The organism is Streptomyces chilikensis, assembly GCF_001642695.1.
GTDB classification, from domain to species: Bacteria; Actinomycetota; Actinomycetes; order Streptomycetales; family Streptomycetaceae; genus Streptomyces; species Streptomyces chilikensis.
Genome location: NZ_LWCC02000005.1, coordinates 2,479,371 through 2,495,379, shown reverse-complemented (window position 1 = coordinate 2,495,379; position 16,009 = coordinate 2,479,371). Strand labels below are relative to the sequence as shown.

Genomic DNA, 16,009 nt, shown 5'->3' with positions numbered 1-16,009 from the left:
ACCACCGGCGGCCCCGTTCACTTCCCTCTCACTTTCCGTACAACCATTCGTACGCGCCGCGAGTCTTGATCGCCGTCCGGACGACCGCGCCGGACGTCCTCTGCGCGGAGCGGCCCCCGAACCGGCCCTTCCGCCGGCCATGGAGAACACACATGCACCGTAGGACCCGCACCACTCTCGCGACCGTCGCCGCCGCCGCGGTGACCGGCGGGCTGCTCACCTTCACGGCCGCGTCCACCGCCGTCGCAGTCGACGGCACGGTGGCCTCGCAGGCCGACTTCAACAACGACGGCATCGGCGACGTGGCCACCTCGGCCGCCGGCGCGTACGTCGGCGGCAAGAACGAGGCCGGCCAGGTGGTCGTCGCCTACGGCGCGCAGGGCACCGGCCTGTCCGGCGCCAAGCGCTCCGTCATCAGCCAGGACACCTCCGGCGTCCCGGGCGGCGCCGAGGCCGGCGACGCGTTCAGCAGCGACACCGCCTACGCCGACTTCGACGGCGACGGCTACGACGACCTGGCGGTCGGCGCGCCCGGCGAGGACCTCGGCAGCGACAAGGACGGTGGCATGGTCACCATCCTGTGGGGCTCCGCCGCCGGCCTCACCGGCCAGGGCGCCGTCCAGATCGACGACCCGGCCTCCAGCTCCCACGACCAGTGGGGCCGCCTGCTCTCGGCCGGCGACTTCGACGGCGACGGCCGGCAGGACCTGGCCGTCGGCACCAGCAAGAGCAAGCTGTACGTGTTCAAGGGCGGCATCTCCCGGGCCGGCGCCTACGGCAGCCGCCAGACGGTCCAGGCGCCGATCATGGCCGACGACACGCCGTTCAACCTCACCGCGGGCAACGTCAACGGCGACGCCGCCACCGACCTGGTGGTCAGCGGCTACGAGCCGGTCGACGGCTGGACCCGCAACTTCCTGCTGTTCGGCGGCGCCTCCGGCCTGGACGCCTCCAGCCACCAGGAGCTGCGCCCCGGCATCATCAGCGGCATCGGCGACATCAACAACGACGGCTTCGGCGACGTCGTCAGCGGCGCCAGCTGGAACGCGGTCGAGAACGACGTGTCCGTGCCCTACGCCGCCAAGGGCGGCAAGGTCTGGATCACCTACGGCAGCGAGTACGGCGTCGGCACGATCCAGGGCATCACCCAGGACACCTCCGGCGTCCCCGGCTCCAGCGAGACCAACGACATGTTCGGCTACGAGCTGGACCTCGGCGACGTCAACGGCGACGACTACCTGGACCTGGTGGTCGGCGTGGCCGGCGAGAACATCGACGGCTTCACCGACACCGGCTCCGTCATCGTGCTCTACGGCAACGCCGGCGGCATCACCGGCACCGGCTCCCAGTCCCTCCACCAGGACTCGGCCGGCGTCCCCGGCTCCAACGAGAAGTACGACATGTTCGGCATGGACGTGAAGCTGGACGACGTCAACGGCGACGGCAGGGCCGACCTGACCGTCGGCAGCGGCGAGAACGACGGCAACGGCAGCATCACCTACCTGCCCTCCGACGGCAGCAGGATCACCGCCACCGGCTCCCGCTCGATCTCCCCGACGGCGCTCGGCGTCTCCACCAGCGGCTACCCGATGGTCGGCGCCAACTTCGCCGACTGACACGCGGCCGGTCATCCCGGGGGCCGGGACGCCCTGACGGCGTCCCGGCCCCCGGGCGTTCACCGATTCGTTACCTCACGCCCACATCTCACGTACAACCTTCCCCGCCCGTCACCGGTCTTGACCACGACCGGCCGCACTTGGCCGGACTTGTTCTCCGGGGACGCGACACCGCGCCTCCCCGCGTGGCATTGGGGAAACCACATGCACAAGAAGACCCGCACCGCCCTCGCGGCGGTGGCCGCGGCAGCGCTGACCGGCGGACTGCTGACCCTCACCGCCTCCACGGCCGTCGCCGCGGACGGCACCCTGGTCGCGAAGGCCGACTTCAACAAGGACGGCAAGGGCGACGTCGCCACGTCCGCCGCCTGGGCCCACGTGGGCGGCAAGGAGGGCGCCGGCCAGGTCGTCGCCCTCTACGGCACCAGCACGGGCGTCAACTCGACCAAGCGCACGGTGATCAGCCAGGACACCTCCGGCGTCCCGGGCTCGGCCGAGGCCGACGACATGTTCGGCTACGAGACGGCCTACGGCGACTTCAACGCCGACGGCTACGACGACCTCGCGGTCGGCGCGCCCGGCGAGGCGACCACCGCCGGCGAGTTCGCCGGATCCGTCACCCTCCTCTGGGGCACCACCTCGGGCCTCACCGGCACCGGCGCCGTCACCCTCAAGGACCCGGCCGCCGGCGCGGACCGCATGTGGGGCTACACCCTGGCCGCCGGCGACTTCGACGCGGACGGCAGGACCGACCTCGCGATCGGCGGGTCCGACACCACCCTGTTCGTCTACAAGGGCGGCTTCACCAAGACCGGCGGCACCGGCGGCCACTACGCCGTCGACCTCCCGCTCCTCGAGGGCGCGTGGAAGCTGCACGCGGGTGACGTGAACAACGACCGGGCCACCGACCTGGTCGTCAACGGCGACGCCCTGCCCGACCTCTCCGCCCCGACGGACGAGCTCGAGACCTACGTCCCGGAGCAGAACACCCTGCTCTTCGGCGGCGCCTCCGGCCTCACGGCCGACGGCCACCAGTCGCTCCGCCCGGGCCTGATCACCGGCATCGGCGACATCAACGGCGACAAGTTCGGCGACATCGTCAGCGGCCTGAGCCTGAACGCGGCGTGGGAGGACGGCGAGCCGATCCCCTACGGCGCCAAGGGCGGCAAGGTCTGGATCTCCTACGGTTCCGCCACCGGCGTCGGCAAGATCGCCGGCATCACCCAGGACACCTCCGGCGTCCCCGGCGCCTCGGAGACCGACGACGGCTTCGGCGCCTCCCTGGACCTCGGCAACGTCAACGGCGACGCCTACCTCGACCTGGTCGTCGGTGTGCCCGGTGAGAGCGTCGACGGTCACGGCGAGACCGGCTCCGTCGTGGTGCTCTACGGCACCGCCACCGGCATCACCGGCACCGGCGCGCAGTCCTTCCACCAGGGGTCGGCCGGCGTCCCCGGCGACAACGAGGCCGGCGACTGGCTCGGCGTCGACGTCAAGCTGGACGACGTCACCGGTGACGGCAAGGCCGACCTGGTCGCCGGCTCCGACGAGAACGGCAACGGCGCGGTGCTCTACATGCCCGCGAGCGGCGGCAAGATCACCGCGACCGGCTCGCGCTCGATCTCCCCGAGCTCGGTCGGCGTCTCGACCACCGGCTACCCGAGCTTCGGCTGGTCCTTCGCCGACTGACGCCCGGCACCGCTCCCTCCCGGCCGGGGCGCCGCACCACGGCGCTCCGGCCGGGGCCGTGCCGGCCCGCCCCGGCCGGACGACCCGCACCACCCGTCACAGGCCCCACCCGACCCGGTCTCGGGCCGGCCCGCACCCCACGCGCCCGAGCGCGTCAGGAGGACCATGAACCACACCACGCGCACCGCCCTGGCGACCGCCGCCGCGGCCGTGCTCACCGGCGGCCTGCTCACCGTCGCGACCGCCTCCACCGCGGTCGCCGCCGACTCGGCCACCGTGCTGCGGCCGGACTTCAACTGCGACGGGAAGGGCGACGTCGTCACCGGCGCGATGCTGGCGCACGTCGGCGGCAAGGCCGAGGCCGGCCAGATCGTCGCCCTCTACGGCAGCGGCACCGGGCTGTCCGCCACCAGGCGCACCGTCATCAGCCAGGACACGGCCGGCGTGCCGGGCTCCGCCGAGGCCGGCGACCGCTTCGGCCAGGACACCGCCTTCGGCGACTTCGACAAGGACGGCTGCGACGACCTCGCGGTCGGCGCGCCCGGCGAGGACGTGTCCGGCGACGTCGACGCCGGCTCGGTCACCGTCCTGTGGGGCTCCGCCTCCGGCCTGACCGGCAGCGGATCCGTCACGGTCAAGGACCCGGCCTCCTCCTCGCACGACGCGTGGGGCAACACCCTCGCGGTCGGCGACTTCGACCTCGACGGCAAGGCCGACCTCGCCACCACGACCACCAAGACCAAGCTGTACGTCCACCGGGGCGGCATCACCAGGGCCGGCGCCACCGGCGGCTGGTACGGCGTCGTCACCCCGCTCTACACCGGGGAGCCCGACCCGCAGGGCGACGTCCCGCCGCTCAACCTGCACGCCGGGGACGTCACCGGGGACGGCGCCACCGACCTCGTCGTCGACGGCATGGAGTTCGACGAGTTCGACGGCTACCCGCACAACTACCTGTTCCTGGGCGGCAAGTCCGGCCTCCAGAAGGAGAGCTACCAGGAGCTGCGCCCCGGCGTCGTCACCGCGATCGGCGACATCGACCGGGACGGCTTCGGCGACATCGTCAGCGGCGCCGAGTGGAACGAGTCCGACGGCGACGGCGCCACCCCGTACGGCGCCCGCGGCGGCCAGGTCTGGATCACCTACGGCTCCGGCACCGGCGTCGACGAGATCACCGCCATCAACCAGGACACCTCCGGCGTCCCCGGCGCCTCCGAGACCGACGACATGTTCGGCTACGAGCTGGACCTCGGCGACGTCGACGGCGACGGCTACCTCGACCTCGCGGTCGGCGTCCCCGGCGAGGACGTCGACGGCCACGCGGACACCGGCAGCGTCGTCCTCCTCCACGGCTCCGCCGACGGCCTCACCGGCGCCGGCGCGCAGTCCTTCCACCAGGGCACGGCCGGCTTCCCCGGGGACAACGAGGACGGCGACCAGCTGGGCATGGACGTGAAGCTCGACGACGTCACCGGCGACGGCCGGGCCGAACTGGTCGTCGGCTCCTGGGAGAACGGCAACGGCTCGGTGGTCCACCTGCCCGTCGACACCGCCACCGGCAGGATCACCGCCACCGGCTCCCGCGCCCTCTCCCCCAGCGCCGTCGGCGTCTCCACCTCCGGCAACCCGGGCTTCGGCATCAACTTCGCCGACTGACCGGCCGCCTCGCGGACGACCCCCGGCAGGACACGACGGTGCCCCGCCGGGGGTCGCGCGCGTCCGCACCACGACCGGCCGCCCCGTCCCGTCGCCCCTGTCCCGCCGCCGGTCCGCCCGGAGGGCGGGACGCGGAAGGCGCGATCCGCCGGCACGATCCGAGGCCGCGTTCCCGGGCGCGCCGCGGAGGCAACCGTTCCGCCCGCCCCGGTGTCTTGATCACCGGCGGGCGTCCGTCCGTCCGCCGCGGCCCCCGGGCCGTTCCATCGGGAATCGAGGAGTCCACATTGCGTCCCAGAACCCGCACCGCCCTGGCGGCCCTCGTCCCGGTCGCCCTCACCGGCGGCCTGCTGACCCTCACCGCCTCCCCCGCGGTCGCGGCCGACGGCACGACGGTGGCCAGGGCCGACTTCAACGGCGACGGCAAGGGCGACGTCGCGGCCAACGCCGCCACCGCCCACGTCTCGGGACACGCCGAGGCCGGCCAGATCGCCGTGCTCTACGGCGCCTCGGGCGGCGTCACCGCCACCAACCGCACCCTGGTCAGCCAGAACACCGCCGGCGTGCCCGGCGCGGCGGAGCCCGGGGACGAGTTCGGGTCCCAGCTGGCCTACGGCGACTTCAACGGCGACGGCTACGACGACCTCGCGGCCTCCGCCCCCGGCGAGGACGTCGGCGACACGGCGGACGCCGGTTCCGTCACCCTCCTGTGGGGATCGCCCTCGGGCCTCACCGGCGCGGGCTCGGTCACCGTCGCCAACCCGGCCGACGGGGTCAAGTGGGGCTCCGCCCTGGTGGCAGGCGACTTCGACGGCGACCGCCGGGACGACCTGGTGGTCTCCGACCGGGACCGGACCGTCCAGTTCCTGCGGGGCGGCTTCTCGTCGTCCGGGGAACCCGCCGCCCACCACCCGCTGCGCGTGCCGGCCGACTACTACCCGTGGACGCTGACCGCGGGAGACGTCAACGGCGACGGCGCCACCGACCTGGTGTCCTCCGGCAGCCGCCTGTACGAGCCGGGCGACGGCAACGACAACCTGCTCTACCTGGGCGGCCCGGACGGCCCCGGCTCCCCGCAGGCCAGGGAGCTCCGCTCCGGCTGGGTCACCGCCATCGGCGACATCGACCGGGACGGCTACGGCGACATCGTGAGCAACACCGGGTCCACCGAGGACCTGGACGGCAACCCGGTCCCGTACACCTACACCGGCGGCCAGATCTGGATCACCTACGGCTCCGCCGACGGCGACGGGCGGCTCCAGGCCGTCAACCAGGACACCCCCGGCGTGCCCGGCGCCGCCGAGGAGTCCGACGCGTTCGGCCTCGCCCTCGACCTCGGCGACGTGAACAAGGACGGCTACCTGGACCTCGCGGCCGGGGTCCCGCAGGAGGACATCGACGGCGTGGAGTACGCCGGCAGCGTCGTCGTCCTCTACGGCACCGCCGCCGGCCTGACCGGCAACGGCGCCCAGGTCTTCCACCAGGACACCGCGGACGTCCCCGGGGCCAACGAGCACTGGGACCGGTTCGGCATCGAGGTGAAGCTGGACGACGTCACCGGCGACGGCCGGGCCGACCTGCTGGCCGGCACCTTCGAGAACGACAACGGCGGCATCGTCCACCTCCCCTCCGGTGGCGCCAAGATCACCGCCACCGGCTCCCGCGCCCTCTCCCCGACCGCCCTCGGCGTCTCCACCAGCGGCGCCCCGCGGCTCGGGCACAACTTCGCGGACTGACGGCCACCGCCCCGCCTCCCTCGGCCGCACGGCCGCCGGGGGAGGCGGCCCGGACCGCGTCCGGCCTCAGGGTTTCCCCTTACGGGATGTCACATCTCGGCAGCAAAGCCGTCCCCATCCCCCTCGTCCGCGTACGCCGGTCCGCCGGAGCAGGTACGTTCGAAGACGTGGCTGGATTCAGGATCGGACGCGGCGGGCGGGACGACCGCGCCCCGCAGGGACAGCAGACGTACGGACAGCAGCAGCCGTACGGGCAGCCGGGGCAGCGGCCCGGGCAGCCCTCGTACGGCTACCCGCCCCAGGGCGCCCCGGGGCCGTCGTACGGCGGCGGCTACGGCGCGCCCGGCGGCGACCGGCGCGGCGGCTACGGCGCGCCCGGCGGTGACGGACCGGAGTACTTCGACGACGGACCGCACCCGCACCACCAGGGGCCGGCGTACGGCGGTCACCCGCAGGGGCACGGCCATCACCAGGGGCACGGCCGGCCGCGCGCGGGACACGACCCCTACGCGGCGAACAACCCGGGGCACACCCAGGCCTTCTCCGTGGACCCGGACGCGGACCCCTACGCCGCCCGGTACGGCGACGCCGACGCCCCCTCGGGCCCGATCGGCCCGCCGCTGCACTGGAAGGACCTGCTGAAGGGCATCGTCCTCTCCCCGAACCGGACCTTCCTGCGGATGCGCGACTACCGCATGTGGGGTCCGGCGCTCACCGTCGCCTTCGTCTACGGCCTGCTCGCCGTCTTCGGCTTCGACGGCGCCCGCGAGGACGCCATAGACGCCACCCTCAGCACGGCGATCCCGATCGTGCTGGCCACCGGCGTGGCGATGACGCTGAGCTCCTTCGTCCTCGGCGTGGTCACCCACACCGTCGCCCGCCAGCTCGGCGGCAACGGCGCCTGGCAGCCGACGGTCGGCCTCTCCATGCTGATCATGTGTCTGTCGGACGCGCCGCGCCTGCTGGTCGCCATGTTCATGGGCGGCGACGCCGCGGTGGTCCAGGTCCTCGGCTGGCTGACCTGGCTGGCCGGCGGCGCGCTGCTCACCCTGATGGTGACCCGCTCGCACGAGATCGCCTGGCCCAAGGCGCTGGGAGCCTCCGCGATCCAGCTGGTCGCGCTGCTCTCGATCGTCAAGCTCGGCACCTTCTGACGCCGCCCTCCGGCCGCGCGTGCAAGAGGCCCCCGACCGCGTTTCCGCCTGCGGTCGGGGGCCTCCGCGGTGTCCGGGGGCCGTCAGGCGTCCAGCACCTGTCCGGGGCGGCCGACCACCGGCTTCTCCACGCTCCACGGGAAGTTGATCCAGTCGTCCGTGCGCTTCCACACGTACTCGCACTTCACCAGCGAGTGCGACTTCTCGTAGATCACCGCGCTGCGCACCTCGGCGACCGTGTCCAGGCAGAAGTCGCGGACCAGCTTGAGCGTCTTGCCGGTGTCGGCGACGTCGTCGGTGATCAGCACCTTCTTGTCGGAGAAGTCGATCAGGTTGGGCACCGGCGCCAGCATCACCGGCATGTCCAGGGTGGTGCCCACACCGGTGTAGAACTCGACGTTGACCAGGTGGAGGTTCTTGCAGTCCAGGGCGTAGGCCAGGCCGCCCGCGACGAAGACGCCGCCGCGCGCGATGGACAGCACCATGTCCGGCCGGTAGCCGTCGTCGGCGATCGTCTGCGCCAGCTCGCGCACCGCGACGCCGAACCGCTCGTAGGTCAGGTTCTCCCGCACGTCCGTCACATCAGCCATGGTGTTCTCCTGCCCTGCCTCAGACCTCGGTGCGGTGGAAGTTCATGAAGGACCGCGACGGCGTCGGACCGCGCTGCCCCTGGTACCGCGACCCGTAGCGCTCGCTGCCGTACGGGTACTGGGCGGGCGAGCTCAGCCGGAACATGCAGAGCTGGCCGATCTTCATGCCGGGCCACAGCTTGATCGGCAGGGTGGCGAGGTTGGACAGCTCCAGCGTGACGTGACCGGAGAAACCGGGGTCGATGAAGCCCGCGGTGGAGTGGGTGACCAGGCCGAGGCGGCCCAGCGAGCTCTTGCCCTCCAGCCGGGAGGCGATGTCGTCCGGCAGGCTCACCACCTCGTAGGTGGAGGCCAGCACGAACTCGCCCGGGTGGAGGATGAACGGCTCGTCGCCCTCCGGCTCGACCAGCCGGGTGAGGTCCGGCTGTTCGACGGCGGGGTCGATGTGGGGGTACCGGTGGTTCTCGAAGACCCGGAAGAAGCGGTCCAGCCTGACGTCGATACTCGACGGCTGCACCATGGCGGGCTCGAAGGGGTCGATCTTCACCCGGCCCTTGTCGATCTCGGCGCGGATGTCCTGGTCTGAGAGAAGCACCCTGCAAGAGTACGCGGGGGCCGCCCGGCCTCGCCGGACGGCCCCCGCGCGGACACCTGCCGCCTCTGCGGCTACTGCTTCTGCAGCACGCCGGCGGACACCTGCACCACACTGCGCAGCCGTGCGCAGCGGGGACACCGCATCAGCCGGCCGGGGCCGAGCCGCTCGGCCTTCTGCATCGGGAACGAGGCCGCGGTGAACACGTGCCCCTCGGCACAACGGACGACGGTGCGCTCCATCAAGTCGTTCAGATCCCTTCCCCAAGAGCCGCGCCGGACCGGAAGGCCCGGCGAGGAAAGCCACATTACGGGATCAAAGGGATGGCCCTCCACGCGGCACTCCGGCCCCGGCCGGCCCCGCCGGGACGCCTCGCCGGCCCTGCCGGACCCTCCGCGCGCGGCCCACCGTACGCCTCAACTCCGCTGCCCCGCATACCGGTCCGCACACCTGTGAGCCACACCGCAGACGGAACGCGACGGAGCCCCGCACGTCAGCGCGCGGGGCTCGAAATGGGGTACAGTATGGGCGCCGACACCGGTACGAACCGGCGTCCAGGCGGGTGTAGTTTAATGGTAGAACATCAGCTTCCCAAGCTGAGAGCGCGAGTTCGATTCTCGTCACCCGCTCCATGCTGAAGCCCCAGGTCACCGACCTGGGGCTCGTTCGTTGTCCAGACCATTTTGAAGCTCCGTGCCCTCCGCGTGCCCTGAGGAACACCAAAGACCGCCGGATTGAAGACAGGCGACGGCCCGCGGCCTGAAGAAGATCAGCCTGGAACGCACGGGCCACTGTGAGCTCAAGCAGTCATGCCGCCGCGGCGTCCTGGTCGCCGCTGGCCGGCATGCGGAGGGTGTGGCCGCCGAAGTCTGCGACCAGGTCGAGCCTCCCGCCAAGCGCTTCGACGTAGCGGGCGATGACTTCCAGGGTGGCGGTCTCGCCATGCTCGATCTGGGACACCCTCGCGACGCTGACCCCCATCCGGGTAGCGACGTCCCGCTGGGCAAGGCCGGACCGTCGGCGCGCCTCGGCCAGTTGGTGACCGCGCACCTCGGCGAGGAGGCGGCGGATCCGGCCTTCACCTCGGCGGGCTTCACACCGGCCGCGTACAGTTCCTGCTCCAGAGCTTCCCAGTCCTGTGCGACCTTCTTGGGCATGGCCATTCCTCAGTCCTCTTCGTCGCTGGTGTAGTCACGGTAGAACCCTCGGTCCTGCCCTGCGTGGCGCGGGCATCAAGATCACAGCCCAAGCGTGGTGACGAGCGCGCAGCCAGGAGGCGGTCGGAGCGCTACCGTGGTAGCCGGAGCGGCAGCGAAGGGAGGCAGCCTTGAGTGTCACTGCTGATCACCGCCCGCAGATGAGCGTGGAGGAGTTCGAGGAACTCGCGGCGCACGCGCCTGAGACAGTCACCCTCGAGTTCATCAACGGGAAGATCGGAGTCAAGCCCGTGCCCGACGGCGACCACGGCACGATCATCATGTGGCTGCTGCGCCGGTGCATGCAGGCCCGCCCCGAACTGGACCTCCATGTGGAGCAGGGCCTCCGCGTCGACCGGTACCGCTCGGGGCACGCCCGGCCGGACGGGGTACTCGCCCCCATCGCCCACTTCGCCGGCCAGGGCGAGTGGGCGGACCCCAGTGGCACGCTCATGATTGCCGAGATCACCTCGTACGACCGCGACACGGACCGGCGTGACCGGGTGGAGAAGCCTGTCGCATACGCCGAGGCCGGCATCCCCGTCTACGTGCTCATCGACCGCGACACCTGCGAGACCGTGGTCCACAGCGAACCGGAGGACGGGAAGTACCGCGCCGTACGTTCCCACCCCTTCGGCGCCACCTTCGAGATCGCCGACCTCGGCATCACCCTGGAGACGGAGATCCTCAAGCAGTACGTGCGCTGAGCCGCCCGTCCACCTTTCGCTGAGAGCGTGACCCTGTGCAACTGCAACTCGGGGGTGCCGAAGGTCTGCCGGGCATCGACCGGAACGTGCGTCTGATCACGGCACCTCTCTCCCGGCAGGTCATCCGAGCAGCGTGCCCTTCGCGTGCCCGTACGGGCGGACAACAGCGGTCCGCCGCGGTGCCTCCTGGAACCCGCAGCGCAGGCTGTGCACCGCGAAACCGCAGGTAACGACCCCGAGCCCGCCCAAGCGTCATCGCTTCCCAAGCCGAGAGCGCGAGTTCGATTCTCGCCATCCGCTCCAGAGAGAAACCCCAGGTCATCGATCTGGGGTTTGTTTGTTGTCTGGACTACTTCCGGGCTCCGTGCCCTCCGCGTGCCCTGAGTCGCCTCATTCGAGGTGCGAAACCAGGCCCTTGAACGCCCAGCGGTCGGGCGGCATGGGGGCGATGCGGCGTCGCTCCCGAGGAGCAGCGGCTCGGGCCAGGTGATCCGCAGGGCGAGAGGCGTCCCGGGCGGTCCGCCATGCACAGTCGCGACCAGGCACTTCCGGCCTGGCCTCCAGGGCAGCTCGGGGCCGCCGCTGCGGGTCGCCTCGGCCACTCCCCCGACAAGTCGCGAAGCAGCGTGCCCTCCGCGCGCCCGCCACCTCGCGCGACGTGCGAAGCCGGCCCATGAGTGACCCGCGGCCGCCTTCCGGCACCCGGGCCCGACGTCCGGCTGCGGACCCGGATCGAGGCCCGGGCGGCTCGACACGGGAGACCCTCTTCGCGCCTCGACGTGCCGACACGGGCCGCCCGTCACCGGCGGCGAGGACGCGTCGAAATGTTTCGAAGAAGGCTCGGACGTCCCGGTGTCGCGAGCCGCGTGTTCCCAGGTCCTACGGCCGGATCTCACACCGGTGCGGCGGCTCCCCGCGAGGGAAAGAGTGGGTGAACGGCGGCCTTTCCCTTTCTCCACCTGGCCCGACTGACGCGTGGGCCGGAACACCCGGAGCGCCAACCGGAACAACAGCAAATCGAAAGTTTCGGTCGCCGGAGAGAAATGTTTTTCTGCCGAGTGTATTGACGGCCCCTTGCGGCACCGCAATCATCCACCACTGGAACGACTGGCCACAGACGGCCACAGGTACCCCTGCAGGCACCACAGACCCGCACCGCAGCACGCGCACGACCACCCCCACACATCACCTGGTCCGGTGAGGTTCGCGCCAGCGCGTCCTGTCTCTTCGCAAGGAGAAGGGACAGGCACACCGCGTGCGTTCCCCCCGGCCGAGCCGCGACGGTGAGGTACGCCATGTTCGTGTCACAGCACCGCCGACGACCGCCGCGGGTCCCTGACGGGCCATGACCCCGCGTCACCCGCTTCCGGTCCGCTCCGCCCGCCCCATCAGGGCGACCAGGGGCGTTCCCCTGCGGTCCAGCCCTTCAGCCCTCAGCGTCAGTTCTTCCGTCCTGCCGTTCATCCGCGATACCCGCACTGGAGGCACAGTCATGGGCTCGTACGCCCTCCCCACATCCGACATCCGCCGAAGGATCCGCGGCCCGGTGCTGGCACTGGTCGCCGGCGCCGTCGGCCTGGCCACCGCACTGGTCGGACCGTCGAACGCGACCGCCGCCGAGAGCACGCTCGGCGCCGCCGCGAAGCAGAACGGCCGCTACTTCGGCACCGCGATCGCCTCGGGCAAGCTGGGCGACTCGACGTACACGTCGATCGCGAACCGTGAGTTCAACTCGGTGACGGCCGAGAACGAGATGAAGATCGACGCGACCGAGCCGCAGCGAGGCCAGTTCAACTTCACCTCCGCCGACCGCGTCTACAACTGGGCCGTGCAGAACGGCAAGGAGGTGCGCGGCCACACCCTGGCATGGCACTCCCAGCAGCCCAGCTGGATGCAGAACCTCAGCGGCAGCAGCTTGCGCCAGGCGATGATCGACCACATCAACGGCGTGATGGGCCACTACAAGGGCAAGATCGCCCAGTGGGACGTCGTGAACGAGGCCTTCGAGGACGGCAGTTCCGGAGCGCGGCGCGACTCCAACCTGCAGCGCACCGGCAACGACTGGATCGAGGTGGCCTTCCGCACCGCGCGCGCCGCCGACCCGTCCGCCAAGCTCTGCTACAACGACTACAACGTCGAGAACTGGACCTGGGCCAAGACCCAGGCCATGTACAACATGGTCAAGGACTTCAAGCAGCGCGGCGTGCCGATCGACTGCGTCGGCTTCCAGTCGCACTTCAACAGCGGCAGCCCTTACAACAGCAACTTCCGCACCACGCTGCAGAACTTCGCGGCCCTCGGCGTCGACGTGGCCGTCACCGAGCTCGACATCCAGGGCGCCTCGCCCACGACCTACGCCGCCGTGGTGAACGACTGCCTGGCCGTCCCGCGCTGCCTCGGCATCACCGTCTGGGGCGTGCGCGACAGCGACTCCTGGCGATCCGGGGACACCCCGCTGCTGTTCAACAACGACGGCAGCAAGAAGCCGGCCTACACCGCCGTCCTCAACGCCCTCAACAGCGGCTCGTCCAACCCCAACCCCACGCCGACCCCGACGCCCACGCAGCCCTCGGGCTCCGGCCCGATCAAGGGCGTGGGCTCGGGCCGCTGCGTGGACGTGCCCAACTCCACCACCACGGACGGGACCCAGGTCCAGCTGTGGGACTGCAGCAACGGCACCAACCAGCAGTGGTCGTTCACCGCGGCCGGTGAGCTCAGGGTCTACGGCAACAAGTGCCTGGACGCCGCCGGCACCGGCAACGGCGCCAAGGTCCAGATCTACAGCTGCTGGGGCGGCGACAACCAGAAGTGGCGCCTCAACTCCAACGGCTCCATCACCGGTGTCCAGTCCGGCCTGTGCCTCGACGCCGTCGGCGCCGGCACCGGCAACGGCACCCTGATTCAGCTCTACTCCTGCTCCGGCAGCAGCAACCAGAGTTGGACCCGTAGCTGAGCGAAGCACGTCCCGCACAGGGTGCCCGACCCGGTGAGACAGGGTCGGGCACCCCGGGATGCCGGTGCGGCCGGTCAGCCGCGGCGGTGCGGCGGTGCGGCGGTGCGGCGGTGCGGCGGTGCGGCGGTGCGGCGGAGACGACATTCTGCAGCGGCGTTTCCCGACACCTGGGACGCGGGCCGTACCCGGCGAATCTCCAGGTCACAGCCGCAAGCCCACCCAAGCACCGTCGCTTCCCAAGCTGAGAGCGCGAGTTCAATTCTCGTCACCAGCTCCAGAGGAACCCCAGGCCGACGGCCTGGGGTTCGTTCGTTGTCCAGGGCGTTTCGGGAGCACGTCCGCCTGCCCCGTGAAGGCACTCCCGCGTCCGCGGATCACGCGGAGCCGGCCAGGGAGCGGAGAGACGAGGCGGCGCGCGAAGTTGCGGTGGCCGACGCGCTCGAAGGCCGCGGCCATGGGACGGCGTGGGCGTGCCGTTCTCGGGCGTCCACTCGGAGCGGAGCCGTTCGAGCGACACGGCCCGGCCGGGGACGCGGCGCAACGCGGCGCGGGGTGGTCGGGGGACGGGACGGCAGGGGGGTCAGCTGCGGGCGAAGAACTCCACCTCCGCCAGGGCGAGGTGGCGGCCCTCGGTCAGGCCGACGGGTGAGCGCAGGGTCAGGCGGACCGTCTTCGCGTCGCTGACGCGGATGGGGAAGGTCTGCGGGCCCGGCTTGTCGCTGAGGGTGAGTTCCTTGCGGTGCCGTTCGCCGTCCCGCGTCGTCACCTCCAGGTCCAGCCGGAGCGCGCGGGCCTGGCGGGGGTAGGACTCCGGGTTCTTGGACGCGCCGTTGGTGACGATCAGGTCGACGAAGCGGAACGGCTTGCGGAAGGTGTAGGTCGCCGAGGCGCCGGCCGCCGGTGCGCCCCAGTAGCGGTTGCTCAACCCGTCGGTGGTGTTGGTCACCGGGTGCCGGCGTGTCTCGGCGCTCGCCTCGACCGACACGGGGGTCACGGGCTTGGACTTGCCGAGCTTGTCCCGGGTGTCCTCGACGAAGGCGCGTCCGGCGGGCAGCAGCAGGAAGCCGCCCGCGCACAGGGCCGCCAGCACGGCCAGGACGACCAGCAGGCGCACCGCCCGGCCCGAGCCGGCCCGGACGCGGCGGTGGAGCGGCCACATGGTCCGCCACCACGGGAGCGGGGCGGGCTTCGCGACGGGATTCAGGACGGCCGCGCAACGGCGGCAGAACCGGCGGTCCGGTGCGTTGAGCGCGCCGCAGGCGGGGCAGGGCGCGCCCTCTCCTTCCTCCGGCGTCACCGCCGCCGGGCGGACGACGGGGCGCGGGGCCACCGCCTTCGCGGGCCGGACGGGCTGGATGGGCGGCACGGAGGCCGCGGGCGCCGCGGGCGCCGCGGGTCGTGCCGGTGCCACGGGGGCCACGGGCGGAACGGCGTTCGGCGCCGTCGCGGGGGGAGCGGGAGCCGCCGGTGCGGGCGGGGCGGACGGAGGCCGGGATCCGGTGGTGGGCGCGGCGGAGCCGGAGGCGGAGGGCCGCGGCGCCGTGGCGGGGGGAACCGTGCGGGGGCGGGGCGCCTCGGTGTCGCCGCCGGCCGGAGGGCGTGCGGGAGCGGCGGCGGGAGGGCCGGCGGGTGTGCCGGTGGAGGTGCCGGTGGGAAGGTCCGGGTGCTCGGCGGGGGCGCCGACCGGGGCGGCCGGGGACGGGCCGCTCGTGGCCCCCTGCCGGTCGGAGCCGGCCCCGGTGCCTGAGCCGGAGGCGAGACCGGAGCCGGAATCCGTGCCGGAATCGGTGCCGGATGCAGTGCTCGAAGCAGGGCCGGTACCGGTGCTGGAAGCAGAGCCGGCGCCAGATGCGGTGCCGGTACCGGTACCGGTGCTGGAGCCGGAAGCCGAGCCGGTGCCGGTGCCCGAGCCGGAGCCGGAAGCGGTGCCGGTACCGGGCGCCGTGGCGGCGGATCCGGCTGCGTGCGGGGCCGGCGCGGTGCCCGCCTCCCCCGCCTCGCCCCGGTTCCGTCCCGTCAGCCGGGCCCGCAGCGACGCGGCCCGCGACGGCGCGGGAGGCGGCGTGCCCTCGTCCGCCGGGGTGACCGCGGACGGCTCGGACGGCCCGGGCGCCGCGGAC

At 72.2% G+C, this 16,009-nt stretch carries 12 protein-coding genes, 1 tRNA gene and 1 pseudogene; 9 read left to right on the top strand and 5 right to left on the bottom strand.

Going from position 1 to position 16,009, the window contains the following annotated elements:
* Positions 1-152 precede the first annotated feature (152 nt).
* From A2U95_RS11210 to A2U95_RS11190, 5 genes are all read left to right on the top strand, one after another.
* Entirely contained in the window at positions 153-1,616 is a 1,464-nt protein-coding gene (locus tag A2U95_RS11210) for a VCBS repeat-containing protein (protein ID WP_166021987.1), read from the top strand.
* Positions 1,617-1,820: 204 nt separating this feature from the next.
* On the top strand, positions 1,821-3,305 hold the full coding sequence (locus tag A2U95_RS11205; protein ID WP_166021986.1) for an FG-GAP repeat protein: 1,485 nt from the start codon (positions 1,821-1,823) through the stop codon (positions 3,303-3,305).
* 165 nt (positions 3,306-3,470) lie between these two features.
* Positions 3,471-4,961, top strand: coding sequence for an FG-GAP-like repeat-containing protein (locus A2U95_RS11200; protein WP_166021985.1), 1,491 nt, complete (start codon positions 3,471-3,473; stop codon positions 4,959-4,961).
* 287 nt (positions 4,962-5,248) lie between these two features.
* On the top strand, positions 5,249-6,697 hold the full coding sequence (locus tag A2U95_RS11195) for an FG-GAP-like repeat-containing protein (RefSeq protein ID WP_166021984.1): 1,449 nt from the start codon (positions 5,249-5,251) through the stop codon (positions 6,695-6,697).
* A gap of 86 nt (positions 6,698-6,783) precedes the next feature.
* Complete coding sequence (locus A2U95_RS11190; RefSeq protein ID WP_206282859.1) at positions 6,784-7,851, top strand: Yip1 family protein; 1,068 nt, start codon at positions 6,784-6,786, stop codon at positions 7,849-7,851.
* A gap of 83 nt (positions 7,852-7,934) precedes the next feature.
* Here the strand turns inward: A2U95_RS11190 and A2U95_RS11185 are convergent, their stop codons facing one another.
* The 3 genes from A2U95_RS11185 to A2U95_RS11175 all read right to left on the bottom strand — a co-directional run bounded on the left by A2U95_RS11185 (position 7,935) and on the right by A2U95_RS11175 (position 9,278).
* On the bottom strand, positions 7,935-8,441 hold the full coding sequence (locus A2U95_RS11185; RefSeq protein WP_206282858.1) for a phosphoribosyltransferase: 507 nt from the start codon (positions 8,439-8,441) through the stop codon (positions 7,935-7,937).
* A 19-nt stretch (positions 8,442-8,460) separates the two neighbouring features.
* Complete coding sequence (dcd, locus tag A2U95_RS11180; RefSeq protein ID WP_166021982.1) at positions 8,461-9,036, bottom strand: dCTP deaminase; 576 nt, start codon at positions 9,034-9,036, stop codon at positions 8,461-8,463.
* A 71-nt stretch (positions 9,037-9,107) separates the two neighbouring features.
* Positions 9,108-9,278, bottom strand: coding sequence for a hypothetical protein (locus tag A2U95_RS11175; protein ID WP_206282992.1), 171 nt, complete (start codon positions 9,276-9,278; stop codon positions 9,108-9,110).
* Between the two features lie 313 nt (positions 9,279-9,591).
* Between A2U95_RS11175 and A2U95_RS11170 the strand changes: the two genes are divergently transcribed.
* A tRNA-Gly gene (locus tag A2U95_RS11170) sits at positions 9,592-9,665 on the top strand.
* Between the two features lie 175 nt (positions 9,666-9,840).
* Here the strand turns inward: A2U95_RS11170 and A2U95_RS11165 are convergent.
* Positions 9,841-10,083, bottom strand: coding sequence for a helix-turn-helix domain-containing protein (locus tag A2U95_RS11165; RefSeq protein WP_240957283.1), 243 nt, complete (start codon positions 10,081-10,083; stop codon positions 9,841-9,843).
* A 307-nt stretch (positions 10,084-10,390) separates the two neighbouring features.
* On the opposite strand from A2U95_RS11165, the gene A2U95_RS11160 reads away from it, so the two are divergent.
* Positions 10,391-10,936 carry a Uma2 family endonuclease gene (locus tag A2U95_RS11160; RefSeq protein WP_206282965.1) on the top strand — a complete coding sequence of 182 codons (546 nt, stop codon included), beginning with the start codon at positions 10,391-10,393 and terminating at the stop codon, positions 10,934-10,936.
* A 1,492-nt stretch (positions 10,937-12,428) separates the two neighbouring features.
* Positions 12,429-13,889 carry an endo-1,4-beta-xylanase gene (locus A2U95_RS11155; protein WP_166021980.1) on the top strand — a complete coding sequence of 487 codons (1,461 nt, stop codon included), beginning with the start codon at positions 12,429-12,431 and terminating at the stop codon, positions 13,887-13,889.
* A gap of 580 nt (positions 13,890-14,469) precedes the next feature.
* On the opposite strand, the gene A2U95_RS11150 is transcribed toward A2U95_RS11155, so the two are convergent.
* Positions 14,470-15,048 carry an NADase-type glycan-binding domain-containing protein gene (locus tag A2U95_RS11150; protein ID WP_240957282.1) on the bottom strand — a complete coding sequence of 193 codons (579 nt, stop codon included), beginning with the start codon at positions 15,046-15,048 and terminating at the stop codon, positions 14,470-14,472.
* Positions 15,049-15,742: 694 nt separating this feature from the next.
* On the opposite strand from A2U95_RS11150, the pseudogene A2U95_RS32010 reads away from it, so the two are divergent.
* Positions 15,743-16,009, top strand: a pseudogene (locus A2U95_RS32010) (hypothetical protein); the annotation flags it as partial.